We start from the raw sequence: 20,285 nt of genomic DNA, 5'->3' as shown, positions 1-20,285 counted from the left end.
AATCAGGATAACTCTTTGGTTTTGGTCAGGCCAAAAGAGTAAGGTTAAAATAATAACTCTTGATTAGGCAATCACTGCCGGAGGAGCCCGTAAGGAGAACAGGTTGTGGGTAAAAGGATATACAGTAGCGGTTATAGATATACTGTAAACACTTTCCTTGAATGGTAAATAAAGATTATGATTATTGTGTTCCGGGAGATCTACTGAAGAAAAATGAAAATCGCACAAGTCACAATCCAGGGCAACAGGATTAATGGTCATTTCCCCGGAAAAATCATCAGCAGCTATGTTATGACTTAGCTCATGTATAGATTGCAGCAAAGTTGCTGCAATTATAATAAGGCCTAAAAGGCCACTAATATATGGGCTGATTAATTTCATGAAACGCAAAAATAGGGGAACAAGGTCAGACTTTACAACAATGTTCCCATATTTAACATCTTAAAAGCAGGAATTAAACCAATTTATTATTTACCAAAAACTCTGCTATCTGTACCGCATTTGTGGCTGCTCCTTTTCTCAAATTGTCGGCTACTATCCACATATTAAGTGTATTTGCCTGGGAATAATCTCTCCTGATCCTGCCTACAAATACATCATCTTTGCCTTCAGCATAAACGGGCATGGGGTAGGTGTTTACATCGGGATTGTCCTGCACGGTTACTCCGGGGAAATTGCTTAAAATGCGGCGCACATCACTTTCAGTAAAATCATTCTCAAACTGAACATTCACTGCTTCGCTGTGCCCTCCTACCACCGGAATCCTTATTGCGGTTGCCGAAACCAGGACCGTATCATCACCCAGGATCTTTTTGGTCTCATTGGTAAGTTTCATTTCCTCCTTAGTGTAACCGTTTTCAGTAAAAACATCACATTGAGGGATTGCATTTCTGTGAATTGGGTAAGGATAGGCCATTTCTCCTTTTTTACCCTCATATTCATTTTCCAACTGTTGTACAGCTTTTACCCCGGTCCCTGTGATAGACTGGTAAGTAGAAACTACTACTCTTTTAATTGTATACTCATCGTGTAATGGTTTTAATGCCATGAGCAGTTGAATGGTAGAACAATTGGGATTGGCAATAATCTTATCTTCACTTTTTAGTTCCCCGGCATTGATCTCGGGGATTATAAGTTTTTTTGAAGGATCCATTCTCCAGGCAGAGGAATTGTCTATTACGGTGGTGCCGTTCTCAGCAAATTTTGGAGCCCATTCCAGGGAGGTATCACCCCCGGCAGAAAAAAGGGCGATGTCCGGCCTTGAATCTACAGCTTCCTGCAGGCCTATTACCTTATATGCGGTATTTTTATAATTAATTTCAGAACCTACAGATCTTTCAGAAGCAACCGGTAATAATGTTGTTAATGGAAAATTTCTTTCTTCCAGTACTTGCAGGATCACCTGGCCTACCATTCCGGTAGCACCTATAACAGCTATTTTCATTGAAGTTTTATTTTTAAATTTCGGCTCCCCTCAAGCCATTTATATTTTGTTTCAGCGGCAAAGGTATTGTACCGCTTACTTATTTATATAATATGAGGTTGCAATTTTTTTACCATTGTATTAAATTGAACACAATAAATTTTCCTGTTAAAAAAAGACCCCCCGCTCTGCGGGGGGTTTAGGGTTAAAAAATGTAGTGTAGCGGTATGCGTACGTCTTTATTAATTAGATCCTGTTAGGATTATTTTGAATTTTCAATTCATCTCTTATTTCAATCAACAATTGTTCCTGTGTTGGCCCGGCCGGGGCAGCAGGGGCCTCTTCTTTTTTCTTTTTACTTCTTTCATACGCCCTTAACACCAGGAAAATAAAGAAACCAACGATTATAAAGTGGATAATGGCATCAATAAGATTCCCATAGGTAATAATGGCCGCTTCGGCTTCTACGGCAGCCTCCAGGCTTTCATATCTGTTCCCATCCAGCGAAATGAATTTTTGGGAAAAGTCTTCTCCGCCGGTGAGCAGGCCAATAATTGGCATTATAATATCTGAAACCACAGAGGATACGATCTTATTAAATGCCGCGCCAATTACTACCGCTGTAGCCAGGGCAACAATATCGCCCTTCATTAAAAATGCTTTAAAATCTTGAAAGAATGCCATATAGGAGGATTTTAGTTGGTTGTTAAAACCAATTTAAGATAATTTTATGAATAGTTGTTTAAGACAATGAGATTATTCAGGTAAGTAAACTCTTTTCACTCTCTGGGAGATACCGGCAATTAATTCATATGAAATTGTTCCGGCCTGTTTAGCAAATTCAGTAACAGGTTGTTCTTTCCCGAATACGATCACCTCATCACCTTCTTCACAGGCAATGCCACTAATGTTCACCATGATCATATCCATACAAACGTTACCAATTAAGGGAGCAAAGTAGCCGTTTATATAAACCCCGGATCTTTCGTTCCCAAGTTGCCTGCTTATCCCATCTGCATACCCCAGGGGAAGGGTGGCAATTGTAATTTCTTCCTGTGCTTTATAAGCGCGGTTATACCCAACCGTGTCTCCCGGTTGTAATTTCATTATTTGAGAAACAATGGTTTTTAATGTACCTATTGGTTTGAGGTGTTTATCTATTTCTGGATCATTTCCAAATCCATATAAACCCAAACCGGCGCGTACCATATCAAATGCGGCTTCGGGATAATTTACGATCCCGGAAGTATTGGTTATATGTAAAAGTGGGTGGTAACCTATTGCATTGACAATCTCAAATGCCATTTTTCTAAATCTATTGATCTGGCCAAGAGTAAACTCACGTTCTTTCCAGTCTTCACTGGCAGCAAGATGGGAATAGAGACCTTTTATCCTGATTGCCGTGGTATTTGAAAGATGCTCCAGCACTTTGGATATTTCAGGTTCAGAGAATCCTAACCTATTGAGCCCTGTATTAAGTTTTATATGAACAGGATAATCTTTCTGGCCCAGCCTTTCCGCAGTTTTAATAAACTCCTTCAGCACAAATTCACTGTAAATACTGGGCTCCAGGCAGTTTTCAATAATCTCCTCAAAATTGAAAGATTGTGGGTGCAATATGAGAACCGGTTTTTCAATTCCGGCCTTCCGCAGGGAGACCCCTTCAGAAGTATAAGCCACCCCAAAGTAATCTACTCCAAGTGCGCTTAGTTTTTTAGCAATTACCACCTCATCATTGCCGTAGGCAAATGCTTTTACTACTCCCAGGAATTTTACGCCCTTCCCGGCTTTTTCCCTTAAATACCTATAGTTATGGGCAAGAGCGCCAAGGTCTATTTCCAGTACAGTTTCCCTGGTTTTTTGCATTAAAGGTTTTTTTTATTTGAATTCACGGTTTGGACGCCTTTAACCGGAATATTTTTAACCCTTTCCTGTAACATTGCTTTATAAAAGGCTCCCCGGCTTAAAGGCTCATATTCCTCGGTTTCCCCAAGAAAAACAAGATCATCATTCACCGCTTTTCTATAACTAAACTGTGCAAGATTTCCCGTGCGGGTGCAAACAGCGTGAACTTTGGTCACATACTCTGCAGTGGCCATTAGATTGGGCATGGGACCAAAAGGGTTTCCTTTAAAGTCCATATCCAACCCTGCCACAATTACCCTTACACCCCGGTTAGCAAGGTCGTTGCATACGGTTACAATTTCATCATCAAAGAACTGGGCCTCATCAATTCCCACAACATCGCATCCATCTGCCAGCAGGCGAATTGTGGAAGCAGAGGGGACGGGGGTGGATCTAATTTCATTAGAGTCATGAGAAACCACCATTTCATCGTGATAACGCTTGTCTATAGCCGGTTTAAAGATCTCAACCTTTTGCTTGGCAAATTTTGCGCGTTTTAACCTGCGAATGAGTTCTTCGGTTTTCCCGGAGAACATAGATCCGCATATCACTTCAATCCATCCAAATTGCTCTTTATGATTTACTGTATTTTCGAGAAACATTTTGTAATTTTCAGTGCCGAAAGGGATCATACCCCTTCAGCATAAAGTTGGAACAAATTTATTAAAAATACAACGGCTTACGCCCGTAGGTTATTTAAATTTGTGAACCAGCTGAAAAGAGAATGCAATTACCTTACCTGAATGGTAAAATTATTGCAGGGGTTTATGCAATGTAGATCTTCATAAAATAAAACAATCTTGAGATGAAAAAGAAATTGCAGGCCGAGTTGAAAGAATTGGCCAATAAAATTTTACACAGCGAGAATGAGAATTCCATTTCTTCATTAAAACTACAGGTCCGGGATTTGTATGAAAAGATCACGGTGCTTGCTTTTACTGAAGAAAACCTTATATCATTTTCTCCTGAAATTGCTGCTGAAGTTAAGGAACCGGTTGCAGCAAAAACTGAAGTTGCCCGGGAAGTTGTTCAAAAAGAAGAGCCTCAACCTGCGCAACCGCCAAAGTTTGTTCCCCATATCATTGAAGAAAAAGATGATTATTTGCCAGACGGCACCGAGTTTAATGATTCTGAAGCTATCACCGAGCCAAATACCGAAAAGATAAAGGACATTGTTGCGCATATGCCTCCTGAAACTCAGAATCTGGATCAAATGATCAATAAAATCATCTCCAAAAACGGAGTGGAGAAGTTTGTAGAACCCCCTGTTGAAAAGAAAAAAGATTTTCGTGATTTAGGAGTAGATTATGATAACCTTCCAAGTTTTGAACCTGTAAAAAAACAGGACAAGGAACAAAGGCCAAGATCTTTAAATGACAGACTTAAAAACGGGATCAATATTGGCCTTAACGAACGCCTTGCTTTTATACGTCACCTCTTTGACGGAAAAACAGCCGATTATAACCGGGTGATCTCCCAGTTAAATACCTTTGATTCTGTCACCGAAGCCAAAAAGTTCATTCAAATGGTGGTAAAGCCCGATTATAAGAATTGGGCGGGAAAGGAAGAGTACGAACAAAAATTTCTCGACCTTGTTGAGAATAAGTTTAAGCACTAGATCCTTTATTAAACCTGTTACTTAAAATGGCAAAATTATATTTGGTACCTACGCCGGTTGGTAATCTTGAGGATATGACCTTACGGGCAATAAGGGTGCTGAAGGAGGTAGATTTTATCCTGGCCGAAGATACCCGCAACAGCGGCAAATTATTGAAGCATTTTGATATTAAAACCCCCATGCACAGCCATCATATGCACAATGAGCATAGGACGGTTGAAACTATTGTGCGAAGAATACAAAACGGTGAGACCTTTGCGCTCATTAGTGATGCCGGAACCCCGGCAATTTCTGATCCCGGATTTTTACTGGTGCGCGCCTGTGTTGAGGCAGGAGTTGAGGTAGATTGCCTGCCCGGGGCAACCGCTTTTGTGCCCGCCCTGGTAAACAGCGGATTTCCAAATGATAAATTTGTTTTTGAAGGTTTTCTTCCGGTTAAAAAGGGAAGGCAGACCCGTTTAAAAATCCTTGCTGAAGAAACCCGCACTGTTATTTTTTATGAATCTCCTCATAAATTATTGAAGAGCCTGGCACAATTTAGCGAGTATTTTGGGGAAGACAGGCCAATTTCTGTTTCCAGGGAAATCTCCAAACTTCATGAGGAAACTATTAGAGGTACAATAAAAGAGGTGCTCGCCCATTACACTCAAAAACCACCGAAAGGAGAGATAGTTGTGGTGGTTTCGGGAAAAAAATAATGTTTTCATTTTTTCATTCTGAACCTTTCCTAACTCCGCAAAAAAATTTAAATTGAACTCATACCGAAGCGCAGGCTTAGATCCCCCCCCTAATTATAAATCTTAATACAACCCATGCATGCGTTGGACCCTAAAGCCTAAACCAGATCCAGATACCGTAACCAGACTTGCTTCCCAATTGAATATTGGTATACCCGTTGCATCACTTTTGGTACAACGGGGAATTGAAAATTTTGAAGAAGCCAAAAAATTCTTCCGCCCATCCCTGGATGATCTTCATGACCCCTTTCTTATGAAAGATATGGACCTTGCCATTGCGCGACTGGAACAGGCAATAGACCGCGAAGAAAACATTTTGGTGTATGGTGATTATGATGTTGATGGCACCACCAGCGTAGCCTTAATTTCATCCTGGCTTAAAACTTTTTATCCCAATGTGGCTACTTATATTCCGGACAGGTATGATGAGGGTTACGGGATATCCTATAAGGGAATTGATTTTGCGGCCGATAATGATATAAGCCTCATAATCGCACTGGATTGCGGCATAAAGGCGATTGACAAGGTTGCTTATGCAGCCCAAAAAAATATAGATTTTATAATTTGCGACCATCACCGCCCGGGAATTAAAATTCCGCAGGCCGTCGCGGTACTTGATCCAAAACGGGAAGATTGTGATTATCCTTACAAAGAATTGTGTGGCTGCGGGGTAGGATTTAAACTAATGCAGGCCTGGACTATAAAGAATAATTTCCCTTTAGATATTTTGCTTCCATATCTGGATCTGGTGGCCACGGCCATAGGCGCAGATATTGTTCCTATTACCGGGGAGAACAGGATACTTGCCTTTCACGGCCTTCGGGTGATTAATGTTGCGCCAAGACCTGGTTTCAGGGCGATCCTGCAGCAGGTTAAAAAAGAAACCCTTACAATTACTGATGTTGTTTTTATCATTGCTCCGCGAATAAATGCCGCAGGGAGGATGAAACATGGCCAGCACGCCGTAGATCTCCTGGTAGAGGAAAATCAGGAAACGGCAAACATTTTTGCTTCAGAAATAGAGATATATAACTCAGATCGCCGGGATGCCGATAGAACAATAACCCTTGAAGCCCTTGCTCAAATTGAGGAATTAGAGGAACAGGAGCGATATACAACTGTGGTGTTTGATGAAAACTGGCATAAAGGTGTTATTGGAATTGTTGCTTCAAGATTGACTGAAACTTATTACCGGCCCACCCTGGTCTTCACAAGAAGCGGAGAAAAGCTCGCTGCCTCTGCAAGATCTGTAAAAGATTTTGATGTATATGATGCCCTGGAGGCATGCAGTGATCATATTGAGCAATTTGGAGGCCATAAATATGCTGCCGGCCTCACCTTATTGGAATCTGAATACGAAAATTTCAAAAGAAAGTTTGAAGAAGTGGTTTCAGGAAGTATTGATAAACGACTTCTAACCCCAGAAATAGCCATTGATGCAGAGATAAACCTGGAGGATATCACCCCTAAATTTCACCGCATACTAAAACAGTTTGCCCCTTATGGCCCGGGAAATATGTCTCCCGTCTTTATGACCCAAAACCTTATGGATACCGGTTATGGAAAATGCGTAGGCGGTGAGGATCTTCACCTAAAATGCAGAGTGAAACAAGCTAACAGTCCTATCGCCATTGACGCAATTGGTTTTAACCTGGGCAATAAATGTGATCTCATTACACATAAAAAGAAATTCAACGCGGTTTATAGTATCGATGAGAATGAATGGAACGGGAATGTAAGCCTGCAGTTGAAATTAAGGGATATTAATTGTTGAAGTATCAATTGGGGACCCTATAATTTCTGAAGCTGCAATTGCCCACCGTCGAATACAGCGTAGGTGTAATGAGAGATCCAGTCGCCCGTGTTTATGTAGGTCGATCTACCATTAAGATCAATCTCGAGGGGTAAGTGCCGGTGGCCAAAAATAAAATAGTCGTAATGAGTGGTTTCCAGTTTGCGCCGGCAGTATTGAATAAGCCACTCTTTGTCTTCCCCTAAAAACTCCTGATCTTCAACACCGGAGATCGCCTTGTTCTTTACAGAAAAATATTGTGCCAGGGGCACTCCAAGATCGGGGTGAAGCCAGCGGTAAAGCCATTTGGAAAGTGGGTTGGTAAACACTTTTTTCATGCGCTTATACCCAATATCTCCGGGGCCCAGGCCATCCCCATGGCCAATAAGAAACTTTTTGTTGTTGAATTCAAATTCTTTAGGCTGGTGATATACAGGAATATTAAGTTCGTTTTCAAAATAATCCTTCATCCACAGGTCGTGGTTTCCCACAAAGAAGTAGACCGGAATTCCGCTGTCACGAATCTCGGCCAGTTTGCCAAGTGTTCTTACAAAGCCTTTAGGCACTACATATTTATATTCAAACCAGAAATCAAAAAGGTCTCCAAGTAAAAAAATAGCAGCCGCATCTTCTTTAATTTCATCCAGCCATTTAACAAATTTAAGCTCACGCGGTTTACTGGCTTCGGAAGAAGGAGCACCTAGATGATTGTCACTGGAAAAATAGATTTTTTTACCTTCCGGAATTATCATAGAGTTATTCTGAGATGTAAATATAAAATAAATTCGGTTTGGGACTTAAAAGTTAAAAGGCCCGTGGTTTCGATTAAAGAATCCGGAAACATTTCACCATCACAATAATCCCGAAGTTTATAGTTATTCTATCCCTTCGGGGTGGGATTATCGACTTGATCACCGGCAAACCATTCAGCAAAAGAAGTATCTGTTTCCTGCAGTTTCAGGGAGAACAAACTTATATGTGCAGGCAACCGGCTGCTTATTTTTTCAGCAAAATCAACCACCATATTTTCACTGGTTGGCTGGTAATCTACAAGAATTACACTATGGTCGCGATTTTCCAACTCTTTGGCAAGTTCTATATGCGGGGTATTCCTGTTAAATACGGTAGCGTGGTCAAACACATCTACCACCTCAGATTTTACAATCTTCTTTAAATCGCCAAAATCTATCACCATCCCATATTTTACATTAGCTTTATCTGTAATGGGAGTACCAATAACTGTTACGCTTAATTTATAACTATGCCCGTGCACATTTTTACATTTCCCATCATAACCATAGAGGGCATGACCGGTTTCAAAAGAGAATTGTTTAGTAATCCTTATCCTGCTCATAACATTCGTTTGGTGCAAAGATAAGATTTTTAACGCCTTCAATTTTGTTCGGGACCAAAGGATTCCGGGTGTATATTTGCAGGCTATTAAATTGCAATTATGGATACTAATTCTGAATTGTTTGAACAAATTGAGTTTAAGGAAAATCCGCTATATGAGAGGATAATCACAGGGCTCCTGGAAGATCAATATTATATTGCTGAAGATTTTTTTAATTTAGAAGAAGTGCAGCAATTACGCAATGTGCTTCTGGAAAAATATGAAGAGGATAATTTTAAAAAAGCGGCTATAGGCAATAAACTGAACGAAACAATTGCAAAGACTGTACGGGGTGATTTTATTCTGTGGATCAATGAAAAGGATGCCGGGGATGCAGAGAGAATATTCTTCAGTAAAATTAATTCTTTAGTAGACTATCTAAATAAAACCTGCTTCCTGGGGATCCTGCAAAAGGAATTTCATTATGCCGTTTATCCCCCGGGGACTTTCTACAAAAGGCATCTTGATACCTTTCAAAATGACGACAGGAGAAAGCTTTCCCTGGTATGTTACTTAAATGATGAAAACTGGAAACCTGAGAACGGTGGCGAACTGGTGATATATAAACAGGAAAACGGGGTGGAAACATCAAAGAGTATTTATCCTCTTCCCGGGCGGGTGGTTATTTTTGAAAGCCAGATCCTGGAACATGAGGTTAAACCGGTAAATACCACGCGGCTTAGTATTACAGGTTGGTTAAAGACCCGCTAGTTATTTTTTCAGTTTTTTAAAGATCACTCCCCCAATAAGAACTACTGCCAGGATAAGCCATAGACCCATCCCGCTTAAAAAACTTAGGATATTGTAAGTGTCTTCACTTACAGGAACATCTTGCTGTACCATGATTTAATGTCTTTTTATGTAGGACCTGGCGTAGAGGAAAATGGCAAGAATCATAAGAATTCCCAGGAGATACCAGAAGTTCCCGGTAATAAATTCCCAGAAAGTATATCCCCACTCCTGTTCCGGGGTGGCGTCTCTGTCTTTTGGTAAATGTTCTATCTGAAGGCTCATTCTTTAAATTTTCATGTAATATAATCAATTATTTTTTGAACTTTTCAAGAGCATTCTTTGAAAAATCGGAAAGGATCAATTCCCCGCTTATTGCCGCCCTCTCCGGAAGTAAGTTTCGCCAGTGCGCTGTGTCGTTCCAGAGGATCTTTTTCATTTCTATAAGTGCATCGGGGTTATAAGAAGCAAGTTTTTCAGCAAATAATCCAATTTCTTTATCCAGATCTTTAATAGATTCAAAAACTCTGGCATATAGCCCTTTCTCTTTCGCCCAATAAGCATTTTTCCATTCATGTGCAGCCAGACTAAGCTCTGCCAGGGCAGCTACCCCCATTTTTCGTTCTACCGCGGGGGCAATAACGAAAGGTCCAATTCCTATGGCCAATTCAGAGAGTTTTATTGCAGCCGCATCTGTAGCCATCACATAATCGCAGGCAGCAGCAAGGCCAACCCCGCCGCCAACGGCTTTCCCCTGTATACGGCCTATTATTATTTTTTCACATTCCCGCATAGCATTGATAACATTTGCAAAACCTGAGAAAAAAACCTTTCCCTGCTGCATGTTCTCAATTTCAACAAGTTCATCAAATGAAGCTCCCGCGCAAAATGCTTTTTCGCCTTCAGACCTTAATATTATAACGCTTACATTTTCATCTTCTGAAAGGTGTTTAAATTCCTTTTGAAGGCGTTCCAGTAATTCTGAAGGAAAGGAATTGCTGGCAGGATGTCCAAATTCAATGGTCGCAATCCTGTTTTCAATTTGAGTATATAGACTTCCGTTTTGTCGGGTAGTGGTCATAATTTCATGATTTTATCAAATGTAACTATAAAGCTGAAAAATCAACACCAGCCGGAAGCAAAAAATGGAGAACCTAAACTTCCTTTTTTAAATATTTCCGTCGGAAATAAATCACCAGGGCACTACTACGTATAAGCATCCACACAAAAAAGGCGATCCAGATCGCATATAGTTTTAGTTCGTAATAATCTCCTATTAAAAGCACCGGCGTAAAACCAAGAAAAGTTGCAGCCAGCAGTAGGTTGCGCAGGAATTTAGCTTCCCCCAGCCCTTTGAATATGCCGTCAAATATAAATGCGATAGCGTTGACGGGTTGCATAAGCAACACAATCCAAAAAGCAGATGAGAACAAAACCAGGACACTGTTTTCTTTATTGAAGATCAAACCTATCTCATTATAAAACACCGCGCACACAGCCATAAGGATAAAAGCAATTATTACAGAATACAAGCTTATTTTTTTACTAAGCGTCCAAAGGTTTTTATAATCCCTGGCACCAAGCAATCTTCCGCCAATGGCATTTCCGGCATTTGCATAACCATCTATAAAGAAGGCAAAGAACAGCCAGATATTCATAAGAATGCTTTGTGCCGCGATGTAGTTCCTTCCATAATCTGTAGCATAAGCATTGGCCAGATAGATGGCAAAATTAAGGGCAGCGGTACGCACAAATAAATTTGCGGCCATAAGAAGTAATCCCTTCAATTGCGGATTTATATTGAAACTAAGCTTTAAATGAAAGGGTGTTTTTTTGAAAAAGAACCATAACGCCATAAGTAACATAACCACCTGTGCCGCAAGACTGGCGTAGGCTGCACCTTTTAAATGCATCGCCGGGATCCAGCCCTCAATACCGTACACCAGCATATAATCGAGAATTACATTTACCAGGGCACCGCTAATGCTACACTTCATTGCCCAAAGCGTGTTTTGCAAACCGCGAAAAACACCAAAAATGGCAAATGTTACTAATGTGAGGGGGTAGCCCAGGGCTCGTATCTGGTAGTAATCTTTGGAATATTCCAGGATCAAACCTTCAGCATTGTAAGCGCTGAAGATCGCTTCAGCAAAAAAGGCAGTGGTAGCATAGATCACAAGGCTAAATACCAAGTTGAAATAAATAGCCTGGGGAATTAGTGTTTTTACCGCGTGCAACCGGGTTGCTCCTAAATGCTGAGATACAATGGCAGAAATTGCTGTTTTGGTTTGCGCAACGATCCAGATAATTGCCGAAAGAAATGACCCTACTATACCGGCGGCAGCAAGCGCTTCAATGGGATTTTCTTCTACATTTCCAATAATGGCAATATCGGTAAGGGAAATTAGAGGCTCTGCAATGCCTGCAATAATAGCAGGAATTGCAAGACGGTTTATATTCCGGAAACTTACGGCTGTACTCAAAGTTTGATTTGAAAAACAGTAAAGTTAGTATATGCGAAAGAAGTGATGGGGAAAAAATAAGGGAAAATCCTTATATGCTGGTTTTTAATTCTATTTTTGAAAAATCACATAGTAACAGCACACATCTCGAAAGCCTTTAATGAGTTATGAAGATATGCGCGGGTAATATATACGTGAAAAAACATTAAACCCCTATAGAATGAAGAACAATTTAATATGCCTGATGGCAACAGTTTTGTTAGGAATATTTCCCGCTGCTGCCCAGGAAGATTACCCAACCAATCGCGAAGTTACACAACGGCTACAGCAAATGGCCTCATCAAAAGATGCCCGGCTGGTATCATTAACAAAAACGGAAGGAGGGCTGGACATCTGGGCCCTGCAAATAGGAAGAGGGGACCTGGAAAATAAACCTGCTATTGCCATTACCGGGGGTGTAGAAGGATATCATGTGCTTAGTGTAGAACTTGCGCTTCAGGTTGCACAACGAATACTTCGGGACCATCAGGATCTTTTGGAAACAAATACCTTTTATGTGTTCCCCAATATGTCGCCCGATGCCTACTCACAATACCACAGCAACCTAAAATACCAAAGGCGTGGGAATGCAGTTATTGTAGATCAGGATAGGGATGGGGCAAAACGTGAAGATGGATATGAAGACCTGAACAAAGATGGATTTATTACAGATATGCGCATTGAAAGTGCGCTCGGGAAATATATTTCTCATAAAGATCATCCCCAGGTTTTAGTCCCTGCTGAAGGGAATACCGGAGGAGAGAAACGATTTTTAAAATATTCTGAAGGGATTGACAATGATAAAGACGGGAATTTTAACGAGGATCCTGAAGAAGGGATTGCTTTTAACAAGACCCTTACTTATCAATTCCCTGCATTTGAAGCCTACGCCGGGGATTATCCTGTCTCTCAAAAAGAAACAAGGGCCTTACTGGATTATTTGTTTGAACGTTGGAATATATTCGCCTTTGTAACTTTTGCTCCTGAAAATAATCTTTCAGCACCACTAAAATATGACAAAAGCGGGGCAGAGAAACGGGTAATTACCTCTATGCTGGAAAAAGATGTTGCACTCAACAAGATGGTTTCAGATATTTATAAGGAAACTGTGCCTCTAAAGGCCTACAACCAGGATAACAAGGGGAAAGGCGGAGATTTCTTTCAATGGGCATATTTTCATTTCGGTCGGCTTAGTTATAGTACCCCGGGATGGTGGGTTCCTGAGATGAAAGCCACAGAGGACACAACCAAAACCAAAAATGGTAAAGTAACTCCTGAAACTAACTTTATTGCCTGGGCAGAAAAGGAAGGGGTTAATAACGTTTTTATAAACTGGACTCCTGTTGATCATCCCGATTTTCCCAACCAAAAAGTTGAAGTTGGCGGAATTAAACCTTTTGCAATGACCAATCCGCCATTTAGAATGGTTGACAGCATTGCAAAAAACCATACAGATTTTGTGGTAAAACTGGCCAAAATGAAACCGTCCATAGAATTTCATAATGTAAAAACTGAAAAACTTAGTAGTGGTCTAACCCGCATTACACTTGATGTTTTTAATAATTCCCCGTTGCCAACCCATTCAGAAATAGGGGAAAGATCCAGATGGCTGCAAAAGCTGCAAATCACCGTTAACATGGATAAAAAAGACATTATCGCAGGAAATACAATTAAGCTTTCAAAAAAATTTGGAGCTTATGAAAAAGAGACAATTTCCTGGATAGTACGCGGGGGAGGAAATGCTACCATAAAGGCCGGCGCACCGCATACAGGTTATGCAACAATGACCGTAAAACTTTAATTTTTAGATGATGAATTTGAAAAATATAAAAACAACAGCGATTCTGGGAATTCTAAGTTTTTTAATGAATGTGAACCTGGTGCAGGGGCAGGAAAAATTCTTCCGTGCTATTGGAACCCCTCATAAACCCGACGTACAGGTAAGCTGGAACAGGTATTACACTTATGAAGGTTTGGTAGATATCATGCAAAAGATCGCTAAAGCACATCCCAATCTTGCAAGATTGGAGAGCATTGGGAAATCTTATGAGGGCAGGGATATTTATTTACTTACCATTTCAGATTTTAAAACAGGAGATCCCGATAAAAAACCCGCCATGTATATCGATGGGAATATTCACTCTAATGAAATACAGGGGGCTGAATTTTCCCTTTATACTGCGTGGTATTTAACAGAAATGTTCGGGGAATTGGATTTTGTAAAGGAGCTGCTGGCAGATAAAACCTTTTATATCAACCCCACCATTAATCCCGATGCCAGGAATAACTTCATGAATGAACCCAATACGCCGCATTCCCCGCGTTCAGGGATGTTGGTGTTGGATAATGACGGGGATGGAAAGGCAGGCGAGGACGGGTTTGATGATCTTAACGGGGATAACCACATTACCATGATGATTCGCAAATCACCCACCGGAAGGTATATAAAAGACCCAATGGACCCAAGAAAACTTATAAGGGTTGCCGATGAGGAAAAAGGGGAATATGAAATGCTGGGCTATGAAGGTAAGGATACCGACGGGGATGGAGAGGTCAATGAGGACGGAATTGGATATTACGATCCCAACCGTGACTGGGGATGGAAATGGCAACCCGATTACATCCAGCGTGGGGCGTATAAATATCCCTTCAGCCTTCCGGAAAACAGGGCGGTGATGGAATTTGTGATGAAACACCCCAATATAGCCGGAGCTCAAAGTTACCACAACTCCGGCGGAATGATACTTCGCGGGCCTGGGGCAGAGGAGGACAAGGAAACCTATAATGCAGAAGATGTGAAGATATACGATGCAATAGGTAAAAAAGGGGAAGAGCTAATTCCCGGCTATCGATATCTGGTGGTATATAAAGATCTTTATTCGGTTTTTGGTGGAGAATTGGACTGGTTTTACGGTGGGAGAGGTATCTATACGTATACCAATGAACTTATGGTTTCTTACCTTTATTTTAACAAAAATGCAGGTCGTGGAAATCAGGATGAAGAAATGAACGTAGACAAATATCTTACTTTTGGTGATGCTTTTGTGCCGTGGGAAGATTTTGAGCATCCGCAATATGGTAAGATTGAGGTAGGCGGTTTTAAAAAGAACTTCGGAAGGGCGCATCCCGGCTTCCTACTTGAGCAGGATGCCCACAGGAATATGGCATTTACCATTTATCATGCATTTCACACTCCTAAATTAACTATAACCGATGTTAAGGAAGAAAATATTGGGGGAGGCCTGAAACAGATCACCGCTACAGTTTACAATGAGCGGCTTATGCCAACCCATTCAAGCCAGGATTTAAAGTACAATATTGAGAGACCAGATTATATAACAATTTCGGGAGCCAGGGTAGTTACAGGAATGCTTGTGAATGATGAAGATTTCAATAAGGTGGAGGAGCAAAAACACAATCCGGAAAAGATCCAGGTAAAAAATATCCCCGGAATGGAATCGGTGAAAGTACGATGGATTGTTTCCGGAAACGGAAAGTATAGAATTAACGTAGACTCTGTTAAAGGAGGCACCGCAGAGTGGAGAGGGGAAAAGAGTTAGAACTGAGGAGTGAAGAGTATTGATATTTATGGTTTAAGCTTGCCAGTTGAAAACTGGAATGAAAGAGGGAAAATGAATTTTTTCCTTTAATTCGGCCAGGCTTTAAGGAACATTCATCTAAAAAGGAAAAACTGAAATTCAAATAATATAAAAAAGCCCCGTTTGAGAACGGGGCTTTTTTATATTATAGTAACGGGTTAGCACAGTCGAAATGTGATTTCTGTCTTACAACACCAGTTCATAACAATGGAAAGGATAGTCGCTTTGTTTGGGAAAAAAGATGTCGCCCAGGCGTTTATAACCCCGGCTTTCATAGAAAGTATGATTTCTTTTATTCTGGCTGAAAGTATCCAGTCTTACTGAATCAAAATGGTGTTGACGGGCAAATTCTTCAGCAAAATCCATCAATTTCCGGCCCAACCCGCTTCCCCATTTGGAGGGAGATGTTGCAAGCCTGTGAATATAAAGGTTATTGCCGTTTTCAGTAAGCCATTCTATAGGAATATATTCCTCGTCCATTTCAGCTGTAAGTACGATAATGCCTAAAATTTCTGAAGTATCTTCCAGGACATAAAGTTCCTTTTTGTCAATGTCGGCGGCTAGTTTTTCCCGGGATGGGTAATGCTCATTCCATTGATAGATGCCTTTCTCCTGCATGGCAAGGGCGCAATCTTCCGTTAATAACTTAATAGTGTTGAGATCTTCCTTCTTAGCAAGCCTTATTTCCATATGGGATATTTTTTTGTTGCCTTTCTACCAATTTAAGCAGTATATACAAAAAAACCACCCTTAAAAAGGGTGGTTTTGTGGAGAATATCGGAGTCGAACCGATGACCTTTTGGCTGCCAGCCAAACGCTCTAGCCAGCTGAGCTAATCCCCCAATTTCGGCTCCAAAGGTAAAACAAATATTTAAATAGGTAAAATCTTATTTACCTCTAATTTTTAAAAATTTGAGGAATCTGTCGAAGCAGTTTTTTTAAGAAGCGCCTCTTTATCTTCTTTTAAGAATTTCAAAGTATGGTCCAGAACATATTGAAATTCTATGGGTAATTTATCCTCTTCCCAGGGATGACAAGTGCCATAAACATGATCTGCACTTTCAACCAACAATAGATCTGGGAAAGGACTCCATTCAAATAATTCGCCTGAATCACTTATAGGAACACTGGTGTCATTGCTCCCATGTACAATCAAATGTGGGATCTTCAATTCTTTAACCGCTCTTGATATTGTGAGCCTTTCCTCGTTTTCCTTAAAATTGGTGTAAAATTGAAAATGATGCGGAAGTTGCTGCCCGGTGCGGGCATTAGTTATATAACTCACTCCCTTTTCTTTCCATTTATCAATTTCCTTTTCGCCAGGAAACCTATTACCGAAATCACTAACCGAGGAAAAAGTTATAAGCTTGGTAATACGAAGCTCTTCTGAAGCCTTTATTGCCGCGATCCCACCCCCGCGGGAATGGCCTATTAGATTAATGTTTGAGGGGTCCAGGTGCTGCCCATATTCAAAATCGGGATGAAGCAACCAATCTATTAGCTGTTGAAGATCATCCAGTTCTTTGGAGTAATTATTTTCTCCAAATGCCATGATGTCCATAAAATTTGTGGGATCCTGGGGTGTGGTACCATTGTGTGAGAAATTAAATTTTACAAAAAAGAAATCTTCCCCTGCAAATTGCTCCGCCATTTTCTCCCAGGCGCCCCAATCCTTAAACCCTTTGTAGCCGTGGCAAAATATTACCACGGGCTTTAGTTTGTTGTTTTCCCTGAATATTACATCTGTCAAAATTGGCTTATCGTGCTTTCCTTTAACTTCTATATTTTTCCTTTTAAAAATTTCCATAGCTTGTTTTAATTTCTTTTTCAAGAAACGGAATTTTGGGGTCACAAATCTCAATGATGAGGTTTTTTAACTGTACTTTAAAGTTTTCAAGGATCTCCTCATCTACAAGACATTGTTTGTTCTTATCTCTTGGTTGTTCTTTTTTTCCAAATTTTAAAAAGCCCGATTTTAAATTTTTAAAAGAGATGACCCCCGCTTCCACAGGATATTTTGAAGGCGAATCCTCCAGCAGCATGAGAGCATACATTAACACCTGGAATGGTTTTGCGTATTTATTATAATCGGTAGTAAGCTCCTCCCAGTCTATGATCTCCAGTTGGGATTGTTCAACCTTTCCGGTTTTATAATCAATTATCCTCAAGGTTCCATTTACCACATCTACCCTGTCTACTTTCCCCCTTATAGCTACCGGAAAATCCAGTTGGGAGATTGCCAGCGGGATCTTTAAGTTGGTTTCAATTTGCTTTATTTCAATTAAATTCCCATTTTCCATTTCCCTGCTTTCCATTTTCAGGAAATTGTTGATATAGCGTTTTGCTACTTCAAATATTAAAAGATTCTTACCCCGGGACAAGGGTGCTTTGCTATATGTTTTTTCAAACTGAAGTTTGACTTCCCCCGTCACTCTGGCCTTAAAATCTGCAATGTGTTCCTGTTTCAGGACCTGGTTTTCCAGAGGCGAATAGAATGTTTCCAGGCTGTCATGCACCACTGTTCCAAGAGTGTTATACGCAACGGTTTCTTCTACTTCATCCTTGTCCCTTATGCCTAAAATATACTGTTTGTAAAAATCAAGTGGGTTTCTGATATAGGTGGTAAGAGCCGAAGGTGAAAAGCCTCGTTCTGCCAGGTGTTTAATCTTATTGAGAATTTCGGGGGTTTTCTCAACTTCCTCCAGCTCTTCCGTGACAGGAGGAACTCCGGGAGTGACCATTTTAAAGGTTAGATTGTGATGAGGTTGCTTCTCTATTTCAAGCTGAAGTAGGAATCTACTTTTTTCCCCACCCATCTGGCTTTCATTATCTGTATTATGAAGAAGGTAAATATTTTTAGCTCTTTGTAACAAGTGATAAAAATGATATGTGTACACAGCATCTTTTTCTTTGTACGTAGGTAGCCCAAAAGATTTTTTTAGTTCATAAGGAATAAAAGAATTGTTGCTTTTTCCGGCCGGGAGTGTTCCTTCATCTACAGAGGTAAGAATAACCGTTTCAAAATCAAGCACCCGTGATTCAAGCATCCCCATAAGCTGTAATCCCTGGAATGGTTTTCCCTGGAAATCCACTGCCTGGGTGCTATTAATTTCTTTGTAAAAAGTGTAAAGCGATGCTATTGATTTAATGTGAGGATATTCCTGTACCAGTTGTTCCAGCTTATTTATAAGCTCGTGATAATGGTATAAAAATTCCAGGTTTAAAGGATCCTTTTCCGGAGTAAAGTGAGATTTGAGGTGGGTTACCAAATCCTTAAGGATTATAATAGTCCCCGGGGGATCCAACGCTTCCTTTGGGAATAAAAGCGCTATAAGGGAAGAGGAATCATCCCCGAAAAGTTCTGCTATTTGCCTGTGGGTGAGATACAGGAGATTCTTTTCCTTTATCTGGAGAATTATGCTGTTGGAACGGTTATTAGTTACCTTCTGGATTACAGAATTGCTTAAAATACTTATTACATCCTTATAGTAAAATGTTGTTTCCCCTGTTTTGAAAATTTGAAACAACATATCAAACAGCGATGAAAACTGGCTGAATTTAAGCGGATAACCCATAGTGATATTAAGGGCAGGAACATTTTCCGGTAATGAGGTTAAAACAGGCATTAACAGGGATTCATCCCCCAGTACCAGTGCGGTAGATCCCATTTGTGCCGGGGTCATCTTTGAAAGTATCTCTGCCACATATTTTGCTTGTCCAATACTTTTAGCAATTCCGGTTATTTCAATGTTTTTAGCCGTGTTGTAATTGGATGAAATAGTATTTAGCGTGTTGGTTTGATAATAAGGCCAGTTTTTCGCATATTCTCTTATAAACAGCGATACATCATGATGTGTATCCTTAAAATGAACCTCATCTATATCCCAGTAGATCTTTGCGCCATGTTCCAGCATTTTCTGGATCATATACTGTTCGGCCGTATTAAGGGCATTAAAACCCAGGAAAATATATGTCTTCCCGTGCAACCTGGCGTATTCCTCTATTTTTTCTGCAGCGGTTTTATAAACCAAACCCTGGTACCCAATTTCTCTTTGGAGAAGTTTTGTCTTTAAGATCTCGTAAAATTCCGGTAATTTCTTCCAGAAGGCGAGATAATTTTTTACAAGATCTGTTTTATTGGGACCAAGCGACCAGTGGTTGATATCCTGTATTTCTGAAAGATAGCTGAAGATTCTATCGGCGGGGATTAGGTAACGGTCTATTTCATTGAAATCATGAATAAGGGTTTGTGCCCAATTGGTAAAATTCTCAAAGTCCTCAATTTGATCCTCCGGTGTAGTTTCCTTGTAGATGGAATAGAATTCAAAAAGGGTGGTAGTGTTATCCAGGGTTGATAACTGAGAGATCTTTTCTGAAAATTCCTCAATACTAAGAATTGAGGGGGAAAAAACCGGGTTTTCAGTTTGGCGCGAGATTTCCATCCTTAAAAATGATCCAGCTCTTTTGCTGGGCAGGATAAAAGTAAGAGCTGAAAGGTCTGGAACTTGTGTTTTAAGATCCCTGATAACCGAGGAGAGAAAAGATGTCATAGGGTAAAAATAAAAAACGCCCCGAAATATCGGAGCGT

General features: G+C 40.4%; 20 protein-coding genes and 1 tRNA gene. 6 read left to right on the top strand and 15 right to left on the bottom strand.

The features are described 5' to 3' along the window. Positions 1-63: 63 nt before the first annotated feature. The 5 genes from FK178_RS12060 to FK178_RS12040 form a co-directional block, all read right to left on the bottom strand. Positions 64-381, bottom strand: a complete 318-nt coding sequence (locus tag FK178_RS12060; RefSeq protein WP_146835465.1) for a hypothetical protein — start codon at positions 379-381, stop codon at positions 64-66. Positions 382-454: 73 nt separating this feature from the next. Continuing rightward, positions 455-1,444 carry an aspartate-semialdehyde dehydrogenase gene (locus tag FK178_RS12055; RefSeq protein ID WP_146835462.1) on the bottom strand — a complete coding sequence of 330 codons (990 nt, stop codon included), beginning with the start codon at positions 1,442-1,444 and terminating at the stop codon, positions 455-457. Between the two features lie 225 nt (positions 1,445-1,669). Continuing rightward, complete coding sequence (gene mscL / locus FK178_RS12050; RefSeq protein ID WP_146835459.1) at positions 1,670-2,107, bottom strand: large conductance mechanosensitive channel protein MscL; 438 nt, start codon at positions 2,105-2,107, stop codon at positions 1,670-1,672. 72 nt (positions 2,108-2,179) lie between these two features. Beyond that, positions 2,180-3,289, bottom strand: coding sequence for an alanine racemase (alr, locus tag FK178_RS12045; protein WP_146835456.1), 1,110 nt, complete (start codon positions 3,287-3,289; stop codon positions 2,180-2,182). Then, a complete protein-coding gene (locus tag FK178_RS12040) occupies positions 3,289-3,930 on the bottom strand; it encodes a thymidine kinase (protein WP_146835453.1) in 642 nt (213 codons plus the stop codon). Before FK178_RS12040 ends, alr begins: the two co-directional genes overlap by 1 nt. Before the next feature lie 203 nt (positions 3,931-4,133). Between FK178_RS12040 and FK178_RS12035 the strand changes: the two genes are divergently transcribed. The 3 genes from FK178_RS12035 (at position 4,134) to recJ (ending at position 7,457) form a co-directional block, all read left to right on the top strand. Next, on the top strand, positions 4,134-4,946 hold the full coding sequence (locus tag FK178_RS12035; protein WP_146835450.1) for a hypothetical protein: 813 nt from the start codon (positions 4,134-4,136) through the stop codon (positions 4,944-4,946). 26 nt (positions 4,947-4,972) lie between these two features. Beyond that, entirely contained in the window at positions 4,973-5,644 is a 672-nt protein-coding gene (gene rsmI, locus FK178_RS12030; protein ID WP_146835447.1) for a 16S rRNA (cytidine(1402)-2'-O)-methyltransferase, read from the top strand. Positions 5,645-5,762: 118 nt separating this feature from the next. Continuing rightward, positions 5,763-7,457 carry a single-stranded-DNA-specific exonuclease RecJ gene (gene recJ, locus FK178_RS12025; protein ID WP_146835444.1) on the top strand — a complete coding sequence of 565 codons (1,695 nt, stop codon included), beginning with the start codon at positions 5,763-5,765 and terminating at the stop codon, positions 7,455-7,457. Positions 7,458-7,474: 17 nt separating this feature from the next. Here recJ and FK178_RS12020 read toward each other — a convergent pair whose 3' ends face one another. Together FK178_RS12020 and FK178_RS12015 are read right to left on the bottom strand one after the other, a co-directional pair. Beyond that, positions 7,475-8,227, bottom strand: coding sequence for a UDP-2,3-diacylglucosamine diphosphatase (locus tag FK178_RS12020; protein ID WP_146835441.1), 753 nt, complete (start codon positions 8,225-8,227; stop codon positions 7,475-7,477). Between the two features lie 128 nt (positions 8,228-8,355). Then, positions 8,356-8,829, bottom strand: a complete 474-nt coding sequence (locus FK178_RS12015) for a 6-pyruvoyl trahydropterin synthase family protein (RefSeq protein ID WP_146835437.1) — start codon at positions 8,827-8,829, stop codon at positions 8,356-8,358. Between the two features lie 99 nt (positions 8,830-8,928). Here FK178_RS12015 and FK178_RS12010 point away from each other — a divergent pair, with 99 nt between their 5' ends. Continuing rightward, on the top strand, positions 8,929-9,579 hold the full coding sequence (locus tag FK178_RS12010) for a 2OG-Fe(II) oxygenase (protein WP_146835434.1): 651 nt from the start codon (positions 8,929-8,931) through the stop codon (positions 9,577-9,579). On the opposite strand, the gene FK178_RS15780 is transcribed toward FK178_RS12010, so the two are convergent. From FK178_RS15780 to FK178_RS12000, 4 genes are all read right to left on the bottom strand, one after another. Next, on the bottom strand, positions 9,580-9,711 hold the full coding sequence (locus FK178_RS15780) for a hypothetical protein (protein ID WP_262711694.1): 132 nt from the start codon (positions 9,709-9,711) through the stop codon (positions 9,580-9,582). A gap of 3 nt (positions 9,712-9,714) precedes the next feature. After that, a complete protein-coding gene (locus FK178_RS15500; protein WP_168194592.1) occupies positions 9,715-9,882 on the bottom strand; it encodes a hypothetical protein in 168 nt (55 codons plus the stop codon). A gap of 28 nt (positions 9,883-9,910) precedes the next feature. Beyond that, a complete protein-coding gene (locus FK178_RS12005) occupies positions 9,911-10,678 on the bottom strand; it encodes an enoyl-CoA hydratase/isomerase family protein (protein WP_146835431.1) in 768 nt (255 codons plus the stop codon). A gap of 73 nt (positions 10,679-10,751) precedes the next feature. Continuing rightward, complete coding sequence (locus FK178_RS12000) at positions 10,752-12,080, bottom strand: MATE family efflux transporter (protein ID WP_146835428.1); 1,329 nt, start codon at positions 12,078-12,080, stop codon at positions 10,752-10,754. Between the two features lie 199 nt (positions 12,081-12,279). Between FK178_RS12000 and FK178_RS11995 the strand changes: the two genes are divergently transcribed. Both FK178_RS11995 and FK178_RS11990 read left to right on the top strand, forming a co-directional pair. Then, positions 12,280-13,899, top strand: a complete 1,620-nt coding sequence (locus tag FK178_RS11995; RefSeq protein WP_146835425.1) for a M14 family metallopeptidase — start codon at positions 12,280-12,282, stop codon at positions 13,897-13,899. Positions 13,900-13,906: 7 nt separating this feature from the next. Next, entirely contained in the window at positions 13,907-15,658 is a 1,752-nt protein-coding gene (locus FK178_RS11990; protein WP_240793830.1) for a M14 family metallopeptidase, read from the top strand. Positions 15,659-15,883: 225 nt separating this feature from the next. Here FK178_RS11990 and FK178_RS11985 read toward each other — a convergent pair whose 3' ends face one another. From FK178_RS11985 to FK178_RS11970, 4 genes are all read right to left on the bottom strand, one after another. After that, positions 15,884-16,387, bottom strand: a complete 504-nt coding sequence (locus FK178_RS11985; RefSeq protein ID WP_240793829.1) for a GNAT family N-acetyltransferase — start codon at positions 16,385-16,387, stop codon at positions 15,884-15,886. 78 nt (positions 16,388-16,465) lie between these two features. Beyond that, a tRNA-Ala gene (locus tag FK178_RS11980) sits at positions 16,466-16,539 on the bottom strand. 62 nt (positions 16,540-16,601) lie between these two features. Continuing rightward, positions 16,602-17,528, bottom strand: coding sequence for an alpha/beta hydrolase family protein (locus tag FK178_RS11975; protein WP_394345087.1), 927 nt, complete (start codon positions 17,526-17,528; stop codon positions 16,602-16,604). Then, positions 17,491-20,247: a PD-(D/E)XK nuclease family protein gene (locus FK178_RS11970; RefSeq protein WP_146835422.1), complete on the bottom strand. Its 2,757-nt coding sequence runs from the start codon at positions 20,245-20,247 to the stop codon at positions 17,491-17,493. The genes FK178_RS11975 and FK178_RS11970 overlap by 38 nt, the downstream gene beginning before the upstream one ends. Positions 20,248-20,285: the final 38 nt, after the last annotated feature.

Origin of the sequence: Antarcticibacterium arcticum (assembly GCF_007993795.1) — a bacterium.
In the GTDB taxonomy this organism is placed as follows: Bacteria; Bacteroidota; Bacteroidia; order Flavobacteriales; family Flavobacteriaceae; genus Gillisia; species Gillisia arctica.
Note: the sequence above shows the minus strand (reverse complement) of the source record. Positions and strands in the feature narration are given on the sequence as shown.

Bases quoted from the DNA above. Each gene is read 5' to 3' on its own strand.
- FK178_RS12060 (WP_146835465.1), bottom strand. From the start codon at position 381: ATGAAATTAATCAGCCCATATATTAGTGGCCTTTTAGGCCTTATTATA.
- FK178_RS12055 (WP_146835462.1), bottom strand. From the start codon at position 1,444: ATGAAAATAGCTGTTATAGGTGCTACCGGAATGGTAGGCCAGGTGATC.
- mscL (WP_146835459.1), bottom strand. From the start codon at position 2,107: ATGGCATTCTTTCAAGATTTTAAAGCATTTTTAATGAAGGGCGATATT.
- alr (WP_146835456.1), bottom strand. From the start codon at position 3,289: ATGCAAAAAACCAGGGAAACTGTACTGGAAATAGACCTTGGCGCTCTT.
- FK178_RS12040 (WP_146835453.1), bottom strand. From the start codon at position 3,930: ATGTTTCTCGAAAATACAGTAAATCATAAAGAGCAATTTGGATGGATT.
- FK178_RS12035 (WP_146835450.1), top strand. From the start codon at position 4,134: ATGAAAAAGAAATTGCAGGCCGAGTTGAAAGAATTGGCCAATAAAATT.
- rsmI (WP_146835447.1), top strand. From the start codon at position 4,973: ATGGCAAAATTATATTTGGTACCTACGCCGGTTGGTAATCTTGAGGAT.
- recJ (WP_146835444.1), top strand. From the start codon at position 5,763: ATGCGTTGGACCCTAAAGCCTAAACCAGATCCAGATACCGTAACCAGA.
- FK178_RS12020 (WP_146835441.1), bottom strand. From the start codon at position 8,227: ATGATAATTCCGGAAGGTAAAAAAATCTATTTTTCCAGTGACAATCAT.
- FK178_RS12015 (WP_146835437.1), bottom strand. From the start codon at position 8,829: ATGAGCAGGATAAGGATTACTAAACAATTCTCTTTTGAAACCGGTCAT.
- FK178_RS12010 (WP_146835434.1), top strand. From the start codon at position 8,929: ATGGATACTAATTCTGAATTGTTTGAACAAATTGAGTTTAAGGAAAAT.
- FK178_RS15780 (WP_262711694.1), bottom strand. From the start codon at position 9,711: ATGGTACAGCAAGATGTTCCTGTAAGTGAAGACACTTACAATATCCTA.
- FK178_RS15500 (WP_168194592.1), bottom strand. From the start codon at position 9,882: ATGAGCCTTCAGATAGAACATTTACCAAAAGACAGAGACGCCACCCCG.
- FK178_RS12005 (WP_146835431.1), bottom strand. From the start codon at position 10,678: ATGACCACTACCCGACAAAACGGAAGTCTATATACTCAAATTGAAAAC.
- FK178_RS11995 (WP_146835425.1), top strand. From the start codon at position 12,280: ATGAAGAACAATTTAATATGCCTGATGGCAACAGTTTTGTTAGGAATA.
- FK178_RS11990 (WP_240793830.1), top strand. From the start codon at position 13,907: ATGATGAATTTGAAAAATATAAAAACAACAGCGATTCTGGGAATTCTA.
- FK178_RS11985 (WP_240793829.1), bottom strand. From the start codon at position 16,387: ATGGAAATAAGGCTTGCTAAGAAGGAAGATCTCAACACTATTAAGTTA.
- FK178_RS11970 (WP_146835422.1), bottom strand. From the start codon at position 20,247: ATGACATCTTTTCTCTCCTCGGTTATCAGGGATCTTAAAACACAAGTT.